The sequence below is a fragment of the Blautia parvula genome (genome assembly GCF_020215665.1).
Classification (GTDB): domain Bacteria; phylum Bacillota; class Clostridia; order Lachnospirales; family Lachnospiraceae; genus Blautia; species Blautia celeris.
Genome location: NZ_CP084061.1, coordinates 2157013 through 2177223, shown reverse-complemented (window position 1 = coordinate 2177223; position 20211 = coordinate 2157013). Strand labels below are relative to the sequence as shown.

The following is a 20211-nucleotide window of genomic DNA, read 5'->3' as shown; positions in this document are numbered from 1 at the left end:
AATTGACATTTTGAAAAGAGAAAGGGACAGGGTAATGGTGTCCTGACCCCGTCCCGGTTTCTTTCAGAGTGACCTGTTTTATTTGAATTTACGCGGCTGGTCGCGTTCTTCCAGTTTCTTTAAAACTTCTGCCGGGTCATCAAATTTGCTGAGCATGATCATGGCTGCAATGATGTATGGCTTGAAGCTGGCTTCCTTGTAAAGCGGTGTGCGGTAGCGGTCAAATACAGAGGCATCCACCTCACCGGATTCACAGCTTAAGCCTGTGATATCAGCAGGCAGGCAGTGCAGATAGAGGGCCTTGCCGTCCTTTGTGGTCTTCATCAGTTCCTCTGTGCATGCCCAGTCTTTGTGCTGTGCATTCTGTGCCAGAAGTTCTTTTTCCAATTTATCAATTCCTTCAAAGTCACCTTTTCCGTATAAGTCGGTTCTCTCTTCCATAGCTGCAAATGGTGCCCAGCTCTTGGGATATACGATGTCTGCGTCTTTGAATGCTTCTTCCATGCTGTTGGTGCGCTTGAAGCTGCCGCCTGTCTTTTCTGCGTTCTTCTTAGCCACTTCCTCAACTTCCGGCATAACCTCGTATCCTTCCGGATGCGCCAGAACCACGTCCATGCCGAAACGTGTCATCAGGCCGATCACACCCTGGGGAACAGACAGGGGTTTGCCGTAGGACGGAGAATAAGCCCATGTCATGGCAAGCTTTTTGCCTTTTAAGTTCTCCACTCCGCCGAACTCGTGGATGATGTGGAGCATATCAGCCATACACTGGGTAGGATGGTCAATATCGCACTGCAGGTTTACAAGTGTGGGGCGCTGCTCCAGAATGCCGTCCTCGTAGCCCTCTTTGACAGAATCAGAAACCTGATGCATGTAAGCATTTCCTTTTCCGATATACATATCATCACGGATACCGATCACATCAGCCATAAAGGAGATCATGTTGGCTGTCTCGCGGACCGTTTCCCCGTGTGCGATCTGGGATTTGCCCTCGTCCAGGTCCTGTACTTCCAGGCCCAGCAGGTTGCAGGCGGAAGCAAAGGAGAAACGTGTACGGGTGGAGTTGTCACGGAACAGGGAGATGCCGAGGCCGCTCTCGAATACTTTTGTGGAGATGTTGTTCTGGCGCATGAAACGAAGGGCATCTGCCAGGGTAAATACAGCTTCCAGCTCATCATCTGTCTTCTCCCAGGTGAGGAAGAAGTCGTTTTCGTACATTTCTTTGAAGTTCAGTTTGTTTAATTTATCAATATAATCCTGTAATGTTTTCATGGTATGGATATCCTTTCTTTATATAAATTCAAATGATTCGGCAGCAGTTATCTGCAGTATTCAGAGGGGAGTGCAGCGTACACGGCAGCACATCTTACAAGGTCTTCTTTCCAGGTCTTCTCATTGGGTGCGTGCGCCTGAGCTTCCTTGCCCGGGCCAAAGCCGATGCATGGGATGCCGAAACGGCCCATAATGGAAACACCGTTGGTGGAGAAGGTCCATTTGTCAATGCGCGGCTCTCCGTACAGCTCTGTGTAAGCGGCTGCCATAGCCTCTGTCACTTTGTGGTCCTGGGGAATGACCCATGTGGGGAAGTAGCACTCGGTAGGATAGGAAAGTCCGGTCCAGGACGGGCGCTCATAGTTGTACATGGATACCTTTGCGCCGTATTTCTTCACGGACGGAAGGGCACGGATCTCATCCAGGCAGCTTTCCCAGGTCTCACCTGCAGTCATGCGGCGGTCAAGAGAGACAGCACAGGAGTCTGCAACTGCACAGCGGCTTGGGGAGGTGAAGAAGATTTCGGATGTGGTCACTGTGCCGCGGCCGAGGAAACGGGCTTCTTTCCACTCTTTGTTGTATTTTTCGTCCAGCATTTTTACAAGACCTTTGATCTCTGTGGAGTCCTCAGCGTCGTTTTCATTGAGGGCGCGCACTTCCTGGAGGATGTCAGCCATTTTGTAGATGGCATTGTCACCGCGCTCCGGAGCGGAACCGTGGCAGGAAACACCGGTCACATCTATGCGGATTTCCATACGGCCCCTCTGGCCTCTGTAGATGCCGCCGTCTGTAGGCTCTGTGGAAACTACGAATTCAGGTCTTACTTTGTCTTCGTTTACAATATACTGCCAGCACAGACCGTCACAGTCCTCCTCCTGAACAGTTCCTGTTACCAGAACGGTATAGCGGTCATCCAACAGTCCCTGATCCTTCATGATCTTGGCGCCGTACACAGCGGAGACAATGCCGCCGAGCTGGTCAGAGGTACCGCGGCCGCCAATCTCCGTATCGGATTCGAAACCTTCATAGGGATCAAAATCCCAGTTGTCACGGTTGCCGATGCCAACGGTATCAATGTGGGCGTCAAAGCCGATGAGTGTTTTGCCGCTTCCCATATATCCTAAAATGTTTCCCATGGGGTCAATGACAACTTTGTCAAATCCCAGGGCGTTCATTTCCTGCTCGATTCGTTTTACATGGCCTTCCTCGCCGACACTTTCGCCGGGAATCCTTACCAGGTCCCTTAAAAATTTTGTCATAGCCTGCTCGTAACCCTGTGCTGCTTCTTTGATTTTACCGTAATCCATAATCATATCCTCCCAATACATTTATTCTTAATTATAAAATGGTTTCTTATATTAATTATACTGTTTTCCGTCCCACACGATTTCTTTATAACGCTGGGGGTCTGTGTCTCCCTCTGTTGAGAAGAGAAGCACCTTTGCGTTCTCATCCAGTTTCAGGAAGTCCCGCAGTTCCCTGTATTCTTCCTGCTCCATGATGGCGCTGAGAAGTCCCATACCCACAGCACCGGATTCCCCGCTTGTCACCTGGGGGTCTCCTTTTACGGGAGCTGCCAGCATGCGCATGCCTCTGGCGGATACCCAGTCAGGACAGGATGTAAATACAGATACATGGTTCTTTAAGATATCCCATGAAATGGTGTTCGGCTCTCCGCATGCAAGACCTGCCATAATGGTTGGCATATCGCCGTCCACAATACGAATCTGGCCGTCAGCAGCCTTGGCGCCTTTGTAGAGGCAGGCGGCTGAATCCGCTTCCATGACTACGACGACAGGCGGATTGTCGGGATAGCGGTTTGCGAAATATCCCTGTACGGCTCCGGCCAGGGAACCCACGCCTGCCTGGATGAAGATGTGGGTGGGGCGGTCACAGCCGTATTCGCCGAGCTGTTCGTCGGCCTCGGAAGCCATGGTTCCGTAACCCTGCATGATCCAGGATGGAATCTCCTCATAGCCGTCCCATGCGGTATCCTGCACCATGACACCGTTTGGCGTCTGTTCTGCCATGGCGTTTGCCCGGCGGACACATTCGTCATAGTTGACATCTGTGATGGTGGCATCTGCGCCTTCTTTTAAGATATTTTCAAGACGTGTCTGGGTGGAGCCTTTTGGCATGAGGACTACAGATTTCTGTCCCAGCCTGTTTGCCGCCCAGGCAACGCCGCGTCCGTGATTGCCGTCCGTTGCGGTGAAGAATGTGGCCTGCCCGAATTCTTTTCTGAGCTCCTCAGAGGTGAGGACTGCGTAGGGCAGTTCGCTTACATCCCTGTGGGTCTGTTTGGCAATGTAGTTTGCCATGGCGAAGGACCCGCCCAGCACCTTGAAGGCATTCAGGCCGAAACGGTAGGATTCATCCTTTACGAAGAGTCCTCCAAGGCCCAGATATTCGGCCATGTGGTCAAGCTTTGCAAGCGGTGTTTTGCTGTACTGCGGAAAGCTCTGGTGGAAAGCTCTGGCTTTTGCTACATTTTCCAGTGACATGATCGGAAGAGAGGTGTCTGCCGTCTTCGGCATACGGTTCTCTGCCCATTGGATTTCTTTCATTTTTTTAGTTCCCCCTTTTCTTTGTTCACATCGGTATAGCTATATAAAGTATATTTGGAAATGCCGAAATAATTTGCCACCTTGTCGCCTGACTTGGTGATGAGGAAGGCGCCGGAGTCATTCAGAAACTGGATGGCTTTTACCTTGTCTTCCTTGGTCATCAGTGCCACCGGTTTGCCTACCAGGTTTACGGACTCCTCAATGAGGTGGTCTAAAAGGTCATTTACATTGTGGGTGATCTCCGGGGCAGCTTCTTTTTCTTTCTCCTCATCCGTGTCCGTCAGGTTGTGGATGGCGGCTTCTAAGGTGAGAAGCTTGGTAATATCATAATTAATACCGAGAATGTAGTGAAGCTCCTCCGCTTCGTCTTTTATGTAGAAAGTGGAAGATTTTAAAACTCTTCCGTCTGCCGTCCGGGTCAGATAACCGGCCCTGTCCGTCAGATTTTCCGGATGTGTTTCCTTTAACGCTTTCAGCACCACATTCGACGGGCCGTCCCCAAGTTGTCTGCCGGAGACATGACCGTTTTCCAGATAGACGATGGAGTGTTCCAGGTCTTTGGTCTTTAAGTCATGTATGACGATTTCGCAGTCCGGTCCGAACTGTCTGGCAAGACCGGCTGCCACCTGTTTCAGTAATTTCAATCTGCCCATAAGAAAGCTCCTTTCTGACAGGGTTCATTTTTTCTTGTTAATTCCATCATAGCATACTTTTTGGAGATTGCAAGAAGTTTTTACAAAAATTTTTAGGTTAACTAAAATATTTTTTAAAAAGTGTCCCGAATCCCTTGTAATAAGGGTCTGCAGGTGTTATAGTTAGACTATCAAAGCCAGCGTATGCAGCGAAAGGAAGGCAGAATTATGAGAGAGAGAACACTGAAGCTGGTGGTCACGTTCGGAACCACAACCAGGGCTATGGCAATGGAGAAAATGTGCAGGGAACAGGGGCTTCCCGGAAGGCTGATCCCTCTGCCGAGAGCAGTGTCAGCCGGATGCGGCCTGTCCTGGTGCACAGAGGTTCAGGAAAGAGAAAGAACGGAGAAAATGATGCAGGAGCAGGGTCTCCTGTATGAGGGTGTTTACGAAGTATTGGTGTAGGAAATGGGAACCATATGGGAGGTTCCGGATGGGAGGTTTTTATGTATACGTTCTATGTAAATGGAAAAGAGTGCAGAACCGAGAAGGAGGGCAGGCTTCTGGATTATCTAAGGGATGAGCTGGGCCTTACCGCGGTCAAGGAAGGATGCAGCGAGGGTGCCTGCGGAACCTGTACCGTGCTGGTGGACGGGAAGAAGATGAAAGCCTGTGTGGTCAAGCTTTCCAAGGCGGACGGCAGGCATGTGACGACTGTGGAGGGAATCCCGGAAGAGGAGATGAAGGTGTATGTGCACTGCTTTGCGGAAGCAGGAGCTGTACAGTGTGGTTTCTGTATACCGGGCATGATCATCTCCGCCAAGTCTCTGCTGGATGTGAACTTAAACCCCTCAAGACAAGATGTGAAAAAGGCCATCCACGGCAATATCTGCCGCTGTACAGGATATAAGAAGATAGAGGATGCCATTCTCATGGCAGCAGACTTTTTCCGGGAAAAACGTGAAGTACCTGGGGCAGAGGAAGATGGCGGCATAACCCGCAGATTCAAGCGTGTGGACGCAGAGGAAAAGGTCCGGGGCACGGGAAAATATGTGGATGACATCGTACTTCCGGATATGGCCTATGCAAAGGCTCTCCGCTCCCCATACCCCAGGTGCAGGATCAACGGCATTCATATAGAAAAAGCACTGGCCCATCCGGACTGTGTGGCTGTCTATACGGCAGAGGATGTGCCGGAAAATATCTGCGGTCATATTAAGAAGGACTGGGATGTGATGATCCCCGTAGGCGGAATCACAAGATACGTGGGGGATGCCCTGGCGCTTGCCGTTGTGAACCATAAGGAAAATCTGGATGAAGTGTTAAGCCTCATAGAACTGGATGCGGAGGAACTGCAGCCGGTGACAGATCCCAGAAAGGCTCTGGAGGAAGATGCACCCAGGGTGCATGAGGAAGGCAATCTGCTGGCAAAGAAACAGTGTATCCGCGGGGATGCGGACACTGCCATCAAAAATTCCAAATATGTTGTGACACGCCACTACAGTCTTCCTTTTACAGACCACGCGTTCATGGAACCGGAATGTGCTATTGCTTTCCCTGAAGGGGAGGACGGTGTGCATCTGTACACCTCAGGACAGTCTGTGTATGATGAACAGAGGGAGATATCCGGGATCCTGCAGATTCCCCAGGAGAAGGTGGTTGTGGAATCCATGCTGGTAGGCGGCGGCTTCGGCGGCAAGGAGGATATGAGCGTGCAGCATCACGCAGCCCTCTGTGCCTGGCTCTTAAAGCGGCCGGTGAAAGTACGTTTTTCAAGGGCGGAGAGCCTGATGTGCCATGTGAAGCGTCATGCCATGGAAATGGACTTCACCACTGCCTGCGATGAAAACGGGTATCTGACCGGTATGAAAGCAGTGCTCTATGCGGATACGGGAGCTTACGCTTCTTTGGGAAGCCCGGTACTGGAGCGCGCCTGTACTCATGCAGCAGGACCTTATAATTATCAGGATGTGGAGATCATCGGATATGGTGTATACACTAACAACATTCCTGCAGGCGCATACCGGGGGTTTGGCGTGACCCAGAGCTGCTTTGCCACAGAGTTCAATCTGGACCTGCTGGCAGAGCAGGTTGGTATTACCCCCTGGGAGATCCGTTACAGAAATGCCATCCGTCCGGGACAGACGCTTCCCAACGGACAGATCGCCACACCGGACTGTGCTCTGGCGCAGACCCTGGAGGCGGTAAAGGAAGTCTATGATTCCCATCCCTATGCGGGAATCGCCTCCTGTATGAAGAACAGCGGAATCGGTGTGGGGAACCCCGATGTGGGCCGCTGTAACCTGAGGATACGGGACGGAAAAGTCCAGGTGCTCACCTCCGCTGCCTGTATGGGCCAAGGTGTCGGCACAGTGGCGATCCAGATCGTCTGTGAGACCACAGGACTGAAAGCAGACCAGGTGACACATAAGAAGGCAAACACCATAGACACGCCGGATTCCGGCACCAGCACAGCATCCCGCCAGACTCTTTTTACCGGGGAGGCCACCCGGAGAGCTGCGCTTCAATTAAAGGATGCCCTGCAGGATAAGGGTTCCCTGGAAGCGCTGGAGGGAGAGGAGTTCTATGCAGAATATACAGGTGAGACGGATGCCATGGGTTCACCGAAAGAGCATCCTGTCAGCCACATAGCGTATGGATATGCGACCCAGGTGGTGATTCTGGATGAGAGCGGAAAAGTGACAGAGGTTGTGGCAGCACACGATGTGGGCACTGTGATCAATGTACAGTCCTGTGAGGGACAGGTGGAAGGCGGCGTAGTCATGGGACTGGGCTATGCCTTCACGGAGGATTTCCCCATGGTGGACGGAAGGCCTGTGCTGAGCTACGGAAAGCTGGGGCTTTTCAGGGCAACCGCCGCGCCGGATATCAAAACCATTCTTGTCACCTCCCCGGAGGTGCTCACAGAGGCATACGGGGCGAAGGGGGTGGGAGAGATCTCCACTGTTCCCACGGCTCCTGCATGTGCCCATGCCTATTACAGACTGGATGGGGTGGAGCGGAGAAAACTGCCCCTGGAGAATACATTTTACAGGAAAGAAAAGAAGAAAGGGTGAGGTCATATGAAGCTGCTTTTACAGAACGGAACGGTTGTAAACGGACAGGAAAGCGGAAAAAAAGATATCCTTCTTGACGGGGAGATTATCTGCAGGGTGGATACGGAGATATCTCCTGAGGAAGCGGATGAAGTGGTGGATCTGGAAGGAAAGCTGGTGTTTCCGGGATTCATTGACGCTCATACCCATTTTGACCTGGAGGTGTCCGGCACCGTAACGGCGGATGATTTTGAAAGCGGAACCCTTGCCGCCATAGCCGGAGGGACCACCACTATCGTTGACTTTGCCACACAGAATAAGGGGGAGACGCTGCGGGAGGCCCTTGCAAACTGGCATAAAAAGGCAGACGGAAGATCTTCCTGTGATTACGGATTCCACATGGCCATTTCTGACTGGAATGAGGAGATATCGGCCCAGATAAAGGATATGATCGAGGCGGGGGTAACGACCTTTAAGCTGTATATGACATATCCTGCCATGAAGCTGAATGACGGTGAGATCTACGAGGTCCTGAAACGGCTGCACGATATGGGCGGAATCGCCGGAGTGCACTGTGAGAATGCGGATATCATTGACGCTCTGATCCGGGAAGCGAGATCACAGGGCAGGCTGGATGCCGACACACATCCCAGGGTGCGCCCTGCCCAGCTTGAAGCTGAGGCTGTGCACCGCCTGCTTGTGACAGCGCGGACTGCGGGAACACCCATTATTGTGGTGCATCTCACCTGTGAGGAGGCGTACCGGGAGATCGAGCAGGCCAGAGCCGGCGGGCAGGAAGTGTACGCGGAGACCTGTCCCCAGTATCTGCTCATGGATGACAGCCTCTATGTGCAGGGCGGCGCGGAGGCGGCAAAATACGTCATCTCTCCGCCCCTCCGAAAGAAAAAGGATCAGGAATGCCTCTGGAAAGCATTAAAGGAGGACCGTATCCAGACCGTATCCACAGACCACTGCAGTTTTACCACCGGGCAGAAGGCCATGGGAAAAGAGGACTTTACAAAGATACCAAACGGCATGCCGGGTGTGGAGACAAGGGGAACTTTACTCTACACATACGGGGTGAGGGAAGGAAGGATATCCCCGGAACAGATGTGCCGCGTTCTGTCTGAAAACCCGGCTAAACTCTATGGCATGTACCCGCAGAAGGGATGCATCGCCGCGGGAAGCACAGCGGATCTGGTCATACTGGACCCGGAAAAGGAAGCTGTGATCTCCGCAGATACCCAGCACTATGCCATGGATTATGCCCCCTTTGAGGGAACAAAAATAAAAGGATGTATTGACAAAGTTTATTTGCATGGTACTCTTGTAGTAGACGAAGGTACCGTACAGGTGAAAAAAGCGGGCAGATATGTGCCCAGACAGAAGTATACGGCGCCTCAGTAAAATAGAAAAAGGCGTAACAGCTCAGGTATCTGAACGGTTACGAAAGGGTGACATATGGAACAGAGAATAGACGCAAAAGGACTTGCCTGCCCGAAGCCGGTGATATTAGCAAAAAAGGCCATGGACGCCTGCGGCCGGAATGATGTAGTCCTCATCACAGTGGACAATGAGATGGCAGTGGAAAATCTGCGAAAACTGGCGGCATCACAAGGTGCGGAATATGCCTCCGAAAAGCTGGGGGAAAAAGAATACAGCGTGAGAATAACCGTGACCGGGGAAAATGAAAATAAGACGCAGACAGAAATCCCGGTGACCTGTTCGATTCCCGCCGCGGACAATACCGTTGTGGTCATCTCCTCGAGAGAGATGGGAAACGGGGATGAGGTTCTGGGGAAAATACTGATGAAAGGATTTATCTATGCCCTGACACAGCTTCCGAAACTTCCGAAAACGGTACTGTTATACAATGGCGGTGCCTATCTGTCCTGTGAGGATTCTGAGTCTCTGGAAGATTTGAAAAAGCTGGACGGGGAAGGCGTGGAGATCCTCACCTGCGGAACCTGTCTGAACCATTACGGAATCACGGAAAAACTGGCAGTGGGCAGAGTGACTAATATGTATGAGATTGTGGAAAAACAGGCAGATGCCGGTAAGATCATACGTCCATAGAGCAGCATAAGACTGGTTAGGAGAACGGATTATGAGACCAATTGTAGTAAGAGGAGGCGGCGATCTGGCAACAGGGACCATTCATCGTCTCAGCAGAAGCGGATATCCTGTCGTCATACTGGAGACTGACAGGCCATCCGCGATCCGCAGGCTGGTGGCTTTTTCCCAGGCTGTTTATGACGGGGAGACAGAAGTGGAGGGTATGGTGTGCAGAAGGGTGGAGAGTGCTGAGGCGGCTCTCGCTTTGGCGGCGCCTCTGGCCCCTGTCCTTTTAGTGGACCCTGCGTGCAGCTCTCTTGATACATTGCGGCCGGAGGTTCTTGTGGATGGGATTCTGGCAAAACGGAATCTGGGTACCACAAGGGATATGGCAGAACTGACCATTGCCCTTGGGCCGGGATTTGAGGCCGGGCGTGATGTGGATTATGTGGTTGAGACAAAGCGGGGGCATTATCTGGGCAGAATACTGAATAAGGGCTTTGCCATACCAAATACAGGGGTTCCGGGAATGATCGGCGGCTGCGGAAAAGAGAGGGTGATCCACTCGGACCGGGCCGGTGTATTTTGGGCAGAGGCATCCATCGGTGACTGGGTGGAGGCAGGAACCCCGGTAGGATATGTGGAGACTTCGGATGGACAGCGTTATCCGCAGAGAACCGTGATCTCCGGTGTGCTCCGGGGTATACTGCCGGACGGCTACCGGGTGACAGAGCATTTCAAGTCCGCGGATGTGGATCCCAGGGAGGAATCCGGGGCGCACTGTACCCTGATCTCAGATAAAGCCAGATGTATTGCGGGCAGTGTACTGGAACTGGTCAGTGCCTTTGAAAAGGGTGTATTGAAATGAAGAAAATGCTGTTGGATATGCTGAAAAGTACAGGGAGATGGCCGGAAAAACCGGTGATCTCCCTTGTGGGCGCAGGGGGGAAGACCACCTGCGCCTATCTGTTGGCGGAGGAACTGGCAGGAGAAGGGAAAAAGGTTCTGGTCACTACCACCACTCATATGGAGCATCCGAACTTTTTGGGGAGAAACGGCGCCATTGACCAATCCCCGGAAGAGATAGCGGCAGCTCTGGAGAGATCCCCCATCGTGACAGCCGGCACGTCCGGCCCGGGAGGCATGAAGATGCGGGCACTGCCGGAGGAGGTTTTTGGCGCAGTGCTGCCTTATTTTGACGCGGCTGTCATAGAGGCGGACGGCTCAAAGCGCCATCCCTTTAAAGTTCCGGCCTCCCATGAACCGGTGATCAGAAAGGAGACAACGCATATTATGATTCTGGCGGGTATGCCTGCGATGGGCAGGCCTCTTTGCCGGGTCTGCTTCCGAATGGAGGAGGCAGAAAAACTGCTCTTGGAGACAGAAAACAGAGGTCCGGCAGAAGACGGCAGGGACGGTTCTTTGGCAGAACGGATACTGACACCGGGACTTGCCGGGCGGCTTTTGGAGGCGGGATATGTACAGCCCCTGAAAAGGCAGTTTCCGGATGCGGCGCAGATGATCCTGCTGAACCAGACAGAGGACGCGGCGGCTGTGGAGGAACTGCAGAAAAGTACCAGTGTACCTGTGTTTGGAAGGCCTTCTGACCCTGTGCGGGCCAATGGGAGAATCCATCTGATTCTTCTGGCCGCAGGCTTTTCCAGGCGGTTTGGGGAGAATAAACTGCTCTTTGAACTGGATGGCAGGCCCATGTATCAGTATCCCATGGAAATCTTCAGGACACTGAAGGCGGTCAGAAGGGATATTGCCTCTGTCTGCGTGGTGAGCCAGTATGCCCGGATTCTGGAGACAGCCGGAAAATACGGATTTTGTCCCGCGGAAAACCGGGAGAGTGCGGAGGGTATTTCCTCCTCTTTGAAGCTGGGCATTAAAAAAAGCAGGGAGGCGGACAAAACTGACGGGACAGAGGAACATTTTTACTGCTTTTTTGTGGCTGACCAGCCCCATCTGAGGGCAGATACCGTGAACCGTTTTCTGGATGGATTTTTAAGGAGCGGAAAGAAGATCGGATGTCTTGCAAGCGGAGACACGACGGGAAATCCGGTTATTTTTCATGAGAGTTATGTACCGGAGCTGATGGGTCTAAAGGGAGATACAGGAGGGAAGAAAGTGCTGAAAAGGCATCCGGAGGAAGTATTTCTCTGTGATGTGGGCGAAGAACTGCAGCTCCATGACTATGACAGCAGACAGTCATTGGAAGACAGAAGAATAAAAGGAAATGCAGAATGAGATTATGGGCAGAAAGTGTGCACAGCATACTTTCTGCTCATTTTTGTGCGAGAAGCTTTGCCAGATTGAGAAGTACCCCTGCCTGTTCTTTGTTTAACTGGCGATAGAGACGAACCAGTTCCGCTTCACAGGGTGAGGGGTAAAGAATATTGGATTTTTCAGATTCCTCATTGAAAAATTCCGAGAGACGCATTCCAAGGGGAGACAGCAGTGCGGTTAGAATTTCTATGCTGGGTACACTCTCGCCCTTTTCCACTCTCCTGATATAGTTAATGGAGACATCGCTTAATTGAGAGAGCTTATAGACACTTATCTGTTTATCTTTGCGCAGCCGGGCCAGATTTTCACCAATGTTCATAAGAAACCTCCCTTTTCTATGAGATACATATACAGCATTGCATAAAATATGGTAAATATGGCACATGCCATTTATGACACTGTTCGGATCATTCATATACCAGTATATGCACTATATTATGCCCCAATGGGTATAAAATTATAAGCCAACAATTGTTGTTTACAATAGTGTTATATTGTTGTATTATAATAGATATTCGGTGATTGTCCGGACAGGCCGGCACAACACATGCGCCGGCCGTGCATAAGAGCAGTTACGAGATATGTTGATTTGAAAGGTGGTGACAGGATTGGTCTATACCGTGATTTTTGAGGTGGACATAAAGAATAACCAGATATTATTTTTTCATACAGGCTCCCTGTCGGTAAAGCTGAAAGCGGGAATCCTGTACGATTACGAGAAATTCCTGGAACAGTTTATTCTGGATAATGTCTATGAAGAGGAGAAGATAGACCTCTACCAGAATTTTAATATCGAGGCGCTCAGAAGCGCTTCCGTAAATAAGAGAGAGAATATCACATGTGATTTCCGCCTCAGGCCGGAAGGAAACCGGGAATACCGCTGGTTTACCATGAGCCTCATGCTGCCACACGGGGCAGGCGGCGCGGTGGGAGCGATTCTGGATATCCACGATAAAAAAATGCATGAACTGGAGATGCAGCATCAGGCGTCCCATGATGCCATGACAAATCTGCTGAACCGCCAGGCGTTTGAGCGGGCAGTGTTTTCCTATTTTATGCAGGGAGGAAAATGCGGCGCGTACTGCCTGATGGATGTGGATGATTTTAAACGGATCAATGACACAAGAGGCCATGCTTATGGGGATATCGCTCTGATGAAGATAGCCAAAATACTCACGGAATCTGTTCCGGAAGGAACCATCACCGCCAGATACGGAGGCGATGAATTCTGCATGTTTCTGCCGGGGATGGACAGGGAAGAACAACTGGAACCCATTCTGAAAGAGATTCTGGCGCATGTAAAGAAGGAAGAGTACGGGGGAATGCAGCTTTCCTTGTCCGTGGGGGTGGCTTTTTATCCAAAGCACCGCACAGGGGATAAGAATTCCATAGGAAAATATGCAGATGTGGCCCTCTATAAGGCTAAGGAATCCGGTAAGGACAGCTACTGCTTTTACTGTGACGAGATGGGGGAGTTTTGAAAACATCGCGAAGCGTGCTGCCGGGTACGCAGTGAAAACAGCAGCCCTTCCGGTCAGGTGAGACACCGTGGCCGGAAGGGTTAGAATGTGGAGTCCGATGCGGACTCTTATTTAATTGGGATATACAAGACGGTCAGGGCCGATATGATCCAGCACCTCATCCAGATATTTTTTCGCCAGATAATTGGCCATACCCAGATTCATATCCAGATAATTGCCGCAGTCTTTTGGGGACGCTCCGGGAACCTCATCTTTAAAATCGCGGATAAATACAAACATTTCTTTTAAAAGCTCCACAATATCAGAAGACTCATAATCTCCTGCCAGCAGCAGATAAAAACCTGTGCGGCAGCCCATAGGACCGAAATAGATGATCTTGCTTCCGAATTCCCCGTGATTTCTCAGGAAGGTGGCGGCCAGGTGTTCGATCGTGTGGACTTCCGCTGTGTTCATGACAGGCTCCTCATTGGGGGAGGTCATGCGGATGTCAAAGGTGGTGATGACTTCCTGTCCCACGTAATCTTTCCGGGAAACATAGATGCCCGGCTGCAGTTTTATATGGTCAATGGTAAAGCTTGCGATTTTTTCCATTTGTTTTCTCCTTTTACTTATCTCATTCTTTTTCCGGTAAAATAATTATAATCCGTATGCCGGCAGGATGCAAGCAGAATCAGGATGGTGCTGTCCTTAAAATAATGGTAAAGGTGGCCCCTCCGCCCGGTGTATCGGACAGGATCAGCCGTCCTCTGTGAATCTTTATGATCTCCCTGGCAATGCTTAAGCCAAGTCCGAAATGTTCTTTGCTGGTGTGGGCCTTATCCTGGCGGAAAAAACGCTGGAACACCTGCTTTTTAAACGAGTCCGGAATACCGGGGCCGTCATCGGCAACAGACAGGGAAACATGATTGGCAGTAAAGGACAGTGTAAGGGTGATATGGCCGGACGCAGGTGTGTAACTGAGGGCATTGTCCATGAGGATGGAGAGTACCTGGGAGATCCGTTCTTCGTCGCAGAGAACAGGCGGGCATTCCTCCTCAGGCAGACGGATACTTAGGCAGAGTCCCTTTTCCCTGGCAAGATACTCATATTTTTCATATGTCTCCAGGAGCAGGGTGTCGGGCGGTACCGGAGCCGGCTCCAGATTCCAGGAGCAGGCATCCGCACCGGCAAGCTGCAGCATGTCATCAATCAGGCGTGACATACGCTTTCCCTCAAGCTGGATAGTCTCTGTAAAGCGGGCGGCCTCCTCAGGTGCAGCTTTCTGGGAGGCAGTCAGGCAGGAGAGCATAACTGCCAGGGGGGAGCGGAGTTCATGGGAGGCAGAGGCTATGAACTGTGCCTGCTGTCTGCGGTTTTCTTCCAGAGGAGCCAGGGTCCTTCCTGTGAAGAACCAGAAAAAGACGGCGAGGAGGAGAAGCGCAGCGCTGTCTGCCCCCAGAAAGACAAGGCGCTGTCCATAAATCTGGGTTTTCTGTGCCTCCAGAGACTGCAGGATGACAGCGCTTAAATGGCCGTTTGTCCTGGGAAGCAGTATGACGGAGGCGTAATACTCCTGCCCGCCCTTTGGTTTTAACCGGAATTCCACATGTTTGGACAAAAGGGAGGAGGCATCCGCGGCATCCAGATCCAGCCCGTAGTCCCGGGAGGCGGTTTCTTTTGCAAGGGATATGACATCCTTTTCCTCCCGGGTTCTGCGCAGCTCCTGGTAAAAGAGGGGCTGGCCGTTGTCGAACAGGGAGAGAATGGTATTGTGGTTCTTCTCGATACCGGCGATCCACTGAAGGGTAATGGTGTTCTGGCTTTCCAACTGGGTGAGCATGGAATTCAGGCTGTTGGTAAAGGAAGTGCTGCCGTTTTTCGCAATGCCTGACTCGGAGAAATAGAGACACAGACAGGTGGCGGCAGCCAGAATAACGCCTGTGACCGCAAGGCAGAGAAGGGTGAGGCGTATCCGCATTTTGCGGAACAGCAGGGGATGGGGGGGACGGTCTTCTTTTTTATTCATGGGTTACCTCCAGGCAGTAGCCGATGCCCCGGACTGTGCGCAGAGTGAGTGCGCTTCCGACTGTCCGGAGACGGCGGCGGATAAAGTGGATATAGTTATCCAGATTGCCCTCCTCCACCTCCGCGTTGGGGCCCCAGACGCGGGACAGGATGGTGAGCCTGGGAAGCGTCTGTCCCGGATTACGGAGCAGAAACTCAAGAAGCGCGCCCTCACGTTTTGACAGTACCAGAACCTTGGAACCGCAGAGGAGCTGTTTTGGAGCAGGGCGGTATGTCACATCCCCAAAGGTGATCTCATCGGACAGCTCCAGGTTGACCGGACGGCGGGCAATACAGCGGATGCGCGCCAGAAGTTCCTGGAAATCATAGGGTTTTACCAGATAATCATCTGCCCCCTGGTTGAGTCCTGTGATCTTATCGGAGAGTTCTCCCAGTGCGGTGACAAGGATGACAGGAGTGGAAATACCCTCCGCGCGTATTTTTTCCAGGACAGTAAGGCCGTCCATAGAGGGGAGCATTCGGTCCAGAAGGACCAGATCATGGGTGCGCTGCCTGATATAATCCAGGCCATCTTCCCCGTCGTAACACAAATCCGTCAGTATCCCCTCCTTTTCCAACTGGAATTTCAGGGAGTCACAGAGCTTGCGGTCGTCTTCTATTATCAATATTCTCATGAAAAAAATATCCTCCGGTCTTTCATTTTATTTAGAAGTATAACACAGGAATCTTTAAGTTATCTCTAAAAATGAAAGAAAAATTAGAGGGAATCTTAGAGAATGTTTAGAGAATGGAATGATAAGATAAACGCAAATGAAAGACAGGAGGAGAAACATGAACCGATATATCAAAAAAGCAGTCTGTCTGACAGCAGCTCTTGCCATTGCCGTGGCAGGGCTTGCAGGGTGCGGAAAACAAACAGAGGATGAGAGCGGGAAAGGCGCCATGGGCCGTTATCTGGAGGAGGAGGTATCCCTTCCGGGAAATACAGGCAGGGTCCTGGCAATGGAGAGACTGAATGACAACAGCCTGTCACTTTTGACAGAGGATAAGGAGACGGGTGAGCGCTGTCTGTGGAAGTCAGCGGATTTGGGCAAAAGCTGGGAGGAGGATACGCTGCCGGGAGGACTGGGACTTGCCGACTGTGCTTACATAGACTGGGCCTGCATCAGTAAAGAGGGAGATATAGCCGTATCTGCCATGCCTGAGGCGTCTGAGGTAATGGTATCCCAGAGCTTTTCCCTTCTGTATGCAAAGAAGGGGGAATCCCTGAAAGCCCTGAACCTTGATGGGGAAAAGACAGATGACATGAAAGTCATCACCGGGATCGCATTTTCTGACAGCGGAAAGCTGATCGCCACATATACATATGGAACGGTGTGCGTGATCGACCCGGAAAGCGGACATGTGGAGCAGAACATCCAGCCGGGTGAGACAATCCAACAGGTTACCAATACAGAAGATACGCTGCTGCTGCTCACAGACAAGGGGCTGAAAGCCTATGATATGAACACCGGGGAATCCGCGGAGGCAGATCGGGCGCTTTCTGATGAGCTTTTAAAAGAGATGGAGACCGAACAGAAAAAGTTGAGAAACAGCGTGGTCTTTGGGTATGGGAAAGAGGAAGATAAGCTGTTCTACTGTGCAGGGAGCGGCATTTACCGGCACATTTTGGGCGGCACGGTGGTAGAGCAGGCAGTGAACGGAAGCCTGACATCCATCGGAAATCCAAAGACCATGCTCATTTCCCTGGCCGTTATGGATGATGACAGCTTCCTTGTGGCCTGCTCCGTGGACGCGGAGTACAAGATTTACCGCTATTCTTACTCCGCTGACACGTCTTCTGTGCCGGAAAAGGAGATCAAGGTGTATTCTCTGGAAGACTGCTCTGTGCTGAGACAGGCAATCTCCGTATACCAGAAGCAGAATCCGGATGTGTATGTGGACCTGGAGATTGGTATGAGCGGCGAGGATTCCGTCACAGCATCCGATGCCCTGCGCACCCTGAATACCGATATCATGGCAGGAAAGGGACCGGATATCCTGATCCTGGACGGCATGCCTGTGGAGAATTATATTCAGAAGGGGCTTCTGGAGGATATTACAGACACTGTGGAAGCAGTCAGCCGGGAAGACGGACTGTTTGAAAATATCATGAGGACCTTTGAGAAGGATGACAAGATCTACGCAGTGCCGCTGGGCTTCTTACTCCCTGTTGTCCAGGGTGACGAAGCCGTTGTAAATGCAGCCGAAAGCATGAATACACTGGCAGAGCAGATCGCAGAGATAAGGGAAGCAAATCCCCATACAGGGCGCATTATGATTCCCACAGATTCCTCTGATTTTCTGGAGATATTCTACAACCTGGAGAACGCGGCTATGAGAAATGAGGACGGCACTCTGAATGAAGAGGCGCTGAAAGCTTTTCTGGAAAACATGAAAAAACTATATGGGGAACCCATCACCCAGGAAGAACAGGAAAATACCATAGGGTACTTCAGTGCAGCAGAAGGGGTCGCGTCAAACTTGGACGGACTGCGCCTGCAGTCTATGGTGCTGCTCTCCCAGCAGTCCAAGGCGGGCGCGGGGTGGATCGGTTCCGTGTCACAGCTTGTGGAGATCCTGGGGGTAAATGAAGCCTGTGGTCTGGACTACACAGAACTGAAATCAGAGGGTAAAAGTGTATTTCTTCCCTACCAGAGTGTGGGAATCAGCAGCAAGAGCAAGGAGAAAGAGCTTGCCTCCGATTTCCTGAAAGCCCTGCTGGGCGTGGAGGTACAGGGCACCTTAAACGCAGCCTTCCCCATCAATCAGAAGGGGTATGAGAAGGTAATGGAATTTGCGAAAACCACCTACGGCGGCGGAGGGGATGACGCAGCAGGAGGTGCGTCCATCACGATGTCTGACAGTTCAGGCAGTATGTCATCCGTAAACTTAGGATGGCCCGGCGAAGAAGAACTGGACGGGCTGAAAGCGCTTCTTGAACAGGCGGAGGTACCGGCTTCCACGGATGATACCATATGGAACGCGGTCAAAGAGCAGGGGGAAAAATACCTGAATGAAGGCCTGGGCCTGGACGAGGCATGCAGCAATATCATACAGAAGGTCAATCTCTATCTGGCTGAGTAAAGGGGAGAAGGCAATGAGGCGTCACGGCAGAAAGAAAGCGGGAATAAGGAAAAAGAACAGGGCGGCAGCAGTCTTTCTGCTGCCAAGCCTCGGCGGTGTGGCGCTGTTTGTCCTGATACCCTTTGCGGATGTGATCAGGCGGTCCTTTCTGGATGCCATGGGGATGGAGTTTAAAGGAATCGGCAATTATCTGGAGCTGTTTCACAATTCAGCCTTTCTGCTGGCAGTGAAGAATACCATGCGGTTTGCGTTTATCTGTATTCCGGTTCTGCTGCTTCTCTCCCTGGGAATCGCGGTGCTGCTCACAGGCGCAGGGAAAAGGGGGAAGCTTTTGAAAAACTTTTATCTGATTCCCATGGCGGTTCCGGTGGCGTCCATAGTACTTTTATGGAAGTTTTTATTTCACAGCCAGGGGTTTTTGAGTGCCTTCTGCAGTATGGTGCACCTGCCGTCACTGGACTGGATGAACAGCAGCGCAGCGTTCTGGGTGCTGGTTGTCAGTTATCTGTGGAAGAATATGGGGTATGACATTATACTGTGGAGCGCAGGTCTGGCTGCTATACCGGACAATCTGTATGAGGCGGCAAGGGTGGATGGTGCCGGCAGTCTGGACTGCTTTTTCAGGATCACACTGCCGAATCTTCTGCCTGTATTCTATACCATCACGGTGCTCTCTTTCCTGAATTCCTTCAAGGTGTTCCGGGAGGCATATCTGGTGGCCGGGGATTATCCCCATGACAGTATGTATCTGCTGCAGCATGTGTTTAACAACTGGTTCAGGGAGCTTTCGCTTGATAAGATGGCAGCCGGGGCAGTGCTTACGTTTCTGGCTGTTCTGATACTTATCCTGCTTCTGCAGAGAGCCTGGGGGAGAGAGGGTTGATGGAGGAATGAAGAAAGTTATTTTGGTTATTCTGGGATTCTTTGCACTGCTGGCAGCGTATCCGGTGTTGTTTCTTGCGGCAGGTTCCCTGATGGGAAAGCAGGAGCTGGCCGTATATCTGGCGCCGGTTCTGGCAAAAGGGGGCGGGTACGCGGCATTTCGTCTCTTTCCCATGTATCCCACCCTGCGGGCATATGTGGAACTTTTGCTGGATTCTCCCGGATATTTTATAATGTTCTGGAATTCCGTTCGTATTACAGCAGGAATCCTTTTGGGGCAGCTCCTGGCAGGTGTGCCTGCGGCATGGGGATTTGCCAGATTTGAATTTCCGTTTAAGAGAGCAGTGTTCACCGTGTATGTGACACTGATGATGATGCCCTTCCAGGTGACCATGCTCTCCAATTATCTGGTGCTGGATCAGATGGGGCTTATGGATACCCTCTGGGCAGTGATTCTTCCGGGGGCGTTCTCCACCTTTCCGGTGTTTATCATGTACCGGTTCTTTACGGGCATACCGGAGGCTGTGGTGGAATCTGCAAGGATAGACGGGGCAGGAGAGTGGAAGATATTCCTGCATCTGGGACTTCCCCTGGGATCCGGGGGGATCTGTTCCGCCATGGTGCTGGGATTTCTGGAGTGCTGGAATCTCATTGAACAGCCCCTTACATTTTTGAAAAATAAGGAATTATGGCCCCTTTCCCTGTATCTGCCGGATATCGGGCTTTTGGAAGCGCCGGCAGCCTTTGCGGCTTCCGTGGTGGTTCTTCTGCCTGCTTTTTTCATTTTTCTGGGCGGACAGGATTATCTGGAACAGGGGATCGTGGCAGCGGCAGTGAAGGAATAGAG

Annotated in this window: 18 protein-coding genes; 10 read left to right on the top strand and 8 right to left on the bottom strand. The window is 51.5% G+C overall.

What is annotated here, in order from left to right:
* Positions 1 to 78: 78 nt before the first annotated feature.
* Genes ygeW through LC508_RS10175 form a run of 4 tightly spaced genes read right to left on the bottom strand, consistent with a single transcriptional unit; the run spans position 79 to position 4492 of the window.
* Positions 79 to 1272, bottom strand: coding sequence for a knotted carbamoyltransferase YgeW (gene ygeW, locus LC508_RS10190; protein ID WP_033142944.1), 1194 nt, complete (start codon positions 1270 to 1272; stop codon positions 79 to 81).
* A gap of 47 nt (positions 1273 to 1319) precedes the next feature.
* Positions 1320 to 2585, bottom strand: coding sequence for a YgeY family selenium metabolism-linked hydrolase (locus tag LC508_RS10185; protein ID WP_334295324.1), 1266 nt, complete (start codon positions 2583 to 2585; stop codon positions 1320 to 1322).
* A 45-nt stretch (positions 2586 to 2630) separates the two neighbouring features.
* Positions 2631 to 3839 carry a diaminopropionate ammonia-lyase gene (gene dpaL, locus LC508_RS10180; RefSeq protein WP_033142946.1) on the bottom strand — a complete coding sequence of 403 codons (1209 nt, stop codon included), beginning with the start codon at positions 3837 to 3839 and terminating at the stop codon, positions 2631 to 2633.
* The gene (locus LC508_RS10175; RefSeq protein WP_033142947.1) at positions 3836 to 4492 is read right to left on the bottom strand and encodes a helix-turn-helix transcriptional regulator; all 657 of its coding nucleotides are present in this window, start codon (positions 4490 to 4492) and stop codon (positions 3836 to 3838) included. Before LC508_RS10175 ends, dpaL begins: the two co-directional genes overlap by 4 nt.
* Positions 4493 to 4699: 207 nt before the next feature.
* Between LC508_RS10175 and LC508_RS10170 the strand changes: the two genes are divergently transcribed.
* From LC508_RS10170 to yqeC, 6 genes are read left to right on the top strand one after another with little or no spacing between them, the layout of a single operon-like run.
* On the top strand, positions 4700 to 4936 hold the full coding sequence (locus tag LC508_RS10170) for a DUF3343 domain-containing protein (protein WP_033142948.1): 237 nt from the start codon (positions 4700 to 4702) through the stop codon (positions 4934 to 4936).
* 41 nt (positions 4937 to 4977) lie between these two features.
* A complete protein-coding gene (gene xdh, locus LC508_RS10165) occupies positions 4978 to 7548 on the top strand; it encodes a selenium-dependent xanthine dehydrogenase (RefSeq protein ID WP_103731482.1) in 2571 nt (856 codons plus the stop codon).
* Between the two features lie 6 nt (positions 7549 to 7554).
* Entirely contained in the window at positions 7555 to 8934 is a 1380-nt protein-coding gene (gene hydA / locus LC508_RS10160) for a dihydropyrimidinase (RefSeq protein ID WP_103731481.1), read from the top strand.
* A 54-nt stretch (positions 8935 to 8988) separates the two neighbouring features.
* Entirely contained in the window at positions 8989 to 9603 is a 615-nt protein-coding gene (gene yedF / locus LC508_RS10155; protein ID WP_033142950.1) for a sulfurtransferase-like selenium metabolism protein YedF, read from the top strand.
* Between the two features lie 31 nt (positions 9604 to 9634).
* Positions 9635 to 10450, top strand: coding sequence for a selenium-dependent molybdenum cofactor biosynthesis protein YqeB (gene yqeB / locus LC508_RS10150; protein WP_103731480.1), 816 nt, complete (start codon positions 9635 to 9637; stop codon positions 10448 to 10450).
* On the top strand, positions 10447 to 11832 hold the full coding sequence (yqeC, locus tag LC508_RS10145) for a selenium cofactor biosynthesis protein YqeC (protein ID WP_103731479.1): 1386 nt from the start codon (positions 10447 to 10449) through the stop codon (positions 11830 to 11832). The genes yqeB and yqeC overlap by 4 nt, the downstream gene beginning before the upstream one ends.
* 37 nt (positions 11833 to 11869) lie before the next feature.
* On the opposite strand, the gene LC508_RS10140 is transcribed toward yqeC, so the two are convergent.
* On the bottom strand, positions 11870 to 12190 hold the full coding sequence (locus LC508_RS10140) for a helix-turn-helix domain-containing protein (RefSeq protein ID WP_033142952.1): 321 nt from the start codon (positions 12188 to 12190) through the stop codon (positions 11870 to 11872).
* Between the two features lie 289 nt (positions 12191 to 12479).
* Here LC508_RS10140 and LC508_RS10135 point away from each other — a divergent pair, with 289 nt between their 5' ends.
* The gene (locus LC508_RS10135; protein WP_103731478.1) at positions 12480 to 13352 is read left to right on the top strand and encodes a GGDEF domain-containing protein; all 873 of its coding nucleotides are present in this window, start codon (positions 12480 to 12482) and stop codon (positions 13350 to 13352) included.
* A 111-nt stretch (positions 13353 to 13463) separates the two neighbouring features.
* On the opposite strand, the gene LC508_RS10130 is transcribed toward LC508_RS10135, so the two are convergent.
* The 3 genes from LC508_RS10130 to LC508_RS10120 all read right to left on the bottom strand — a co-directional run bounded on the left by LC508_RS10130 (position 13464) and on the right by LC508_RS10120 (position 16030).
* The gene (locus tag LC508_RS10130) at positions 13464 to 13943 is read right to left on the bottom strand and encodes an S-ribosylhomocysteine lyase (RefSeq protein WP_103731477.1); all 480 of its coding nucleotides are present in this window, start codon (positions 13941 to 13943) and stop codon (positions 13464 to 13466) included.
* A 79-nt stretch (positions 13944 to 14022) separates the two neighbouring features.
* Positions 14023 to 15357, bottom strand: a complete 1335-nt coding sequence (locus LC508_RS10125; protein WP_103731476.1) for a sensor histidine kinase — start codon at positions 15355 to 15357, stop codon at positions 14023 to 14025.
* Entirely contained in the window at positions 15350 to 16030 is a 681-nt protein-coding gene (locus LC508_RS10120) for a response regulator transcription factor (protein ID WP_103731475.1), read from the bottom strand. Before LC508_RS10120 ends, LC508_RS10125 begins: the two co-directional genes overlap by 8 nt.
* Positions 16031 to 16187: 157 nt before the next feature.
* On the opposite strand from LC508_RS10120, the gene LC508_RS10115 reads away from it, so the two are divergent.
* From LC508_RS10115 to LC508_RS10105, 3 genes are read left to right on the top strand one after another with little or no spacing between them, the layout of a single operon-like run.
* Positions 16188 to 18482, top strand: coding sequence for an ABC transporter substrate-binding protein (locus LC508_RS10115; RefSeq protein WP_158587329.1), 2295 nt, complete (start codon positions 16188 to 16190; stop codon positions 18480 to 18482).
* A gap of 13 nt (positions 18483 to 18495) precedes the next feature.
* On the top strand, positions 18496 to 19365 hold the full coding sequence (locus LC508_RS10110; RefSeq protein WP_103731473.1) for a carbohydrate ABC transporter permease: 870 nt from the start codon (positions 18496 to 18498) through the stop codon (positions 19363 to 19365).
* Positions 19366 to 19372: 7 nt separating this feature from the next.
* Complete coding sequence (locus tag LC508_RS10105; RefSeq protein ID WP_103731472.1) at positions 19373 to 20209, top strand: carbohydrate ABC transporter permease; 837 nt, start codon at positions 19373 to 19375, stop codon at positions 20207 to 20209.
* The last annotated feature ends 2 nt before the right edge of the window (positions 20210 to 20211 follow it).

Bases quoted from the DNA above. Each gene is read 5' to 3' on its own strand.
- yedF (WP_033142950.1), top strand. From the start codon at position 8,989: ATGGAACAGAGAATAGACGCAAAAGGACTTGCCTGCCCGAAGCCGGTG.
- LC508_RS10130 (WP_103731477.1), bottom strand. From the start codon at position 13,943: ATGGAAAAAATCGCAAGCTTTACCATTGACCATATAAAACTGCAGCCG.
- LC508_RS10125 (WP_103731476.1), bottom strand. From the start codon at position 15,357: ATGAATAAAAAAGAAGACCGTCCCCCCCATCCCCTGCTGTTCCGCAAA.
- yqeB (WP_103731480.1), top strand. From the start codon at position 9,635: ATGAGACCAATTGTAGTAAGAGGAGGCGGCGATCTGGCAACAGGGACC.
- dpaL (WP_033142946.1), bottom strand. From the start codon at position 3,839: ATGAAAGAAATCCAATGGGCAGAGAACCGTATGCCGAAGACGGCAGAC.
- xdh (WP_103731482.1), top strand. From the start codon at position 4,978: ATGTATACGTTCTATGTAAATGGAAAAGAGTGCAGAACCGAGAAGGAG.
- LC508_RS10175 (WP_033142947.1), bottom strand. From the start codon at position 4,492: ATGGGCAGATTGAAATTACTGAAACAGGTGGCAGCCGGTCTTGCCAGA.
- LC508_RS10140 (WP_033142952.1), bottom strand. From the start codon at position 12,190: ATGAACATTGGTGAAAATCTGGCCCGGCTGCGCAAAGATAAACAGATA.
- yqeC (WP_103731479.1), top strand. From the start codon at position 10,447: ATGAAGAAAATGCTGTTGGATATGCTGAAAAGTACAGGGAGATGGCCG.
- hydA (WP_103731481.1), top strand. From the start codon at position 7,555: ATGAAGCTGCTTTTACAGAACGGAACGGTTGTAAACGGACAGGAAAGC.
- ygeW (WP_033142944.1), bottom strand. From the start codon at position 1,272: ATGAAAACATTACAGGATTATATTGATAAATTAAACAAACTGAACTTC.
- LC508_RS10105 (WP_103731472.1), top strand. From the start codon at position 19,373: ATGAAGAAAGTTATTTTGGTTATTCTGGGATTCTTTGCACTGCTGGCA.
- LC508_RS10115 (WP_158587329.1), top strand. From the start codon at position 16,188: ATGAACCGATATATCAAAAAAGCAGTCTGTCTGACAGCAGCTCTTGCC.
- LC508_RS10170 (WP_033142948.1), top strand. From the start codon at position 4,700: ATGAGAGAGAGAACACTGAAGCTGGTGGTCACGTTCGGAACCACAACC.
- LC508_RS10185 (WP_334295324.1), bottom strand. From the start codon at position 2,585: ATGATTATGGATTACGGTAAAATCAAAGAAGCAGCACAGGGTTACGAG.
- LC508_RS10110 (WP_103731473.1), top strand. From the start codon at position 18,496: ATGAGGCGTCACGGCAGAAAGAAAGCGGGAATAAGGAAAAAGAACAGG.
- LC508_RS10120 (WP_103731475.1), bottom strand. From the start codon at position 16,030: ATGAGAATATTGATAATAGAAGACGACCGCAAGCTCTGTGACTCCCTG.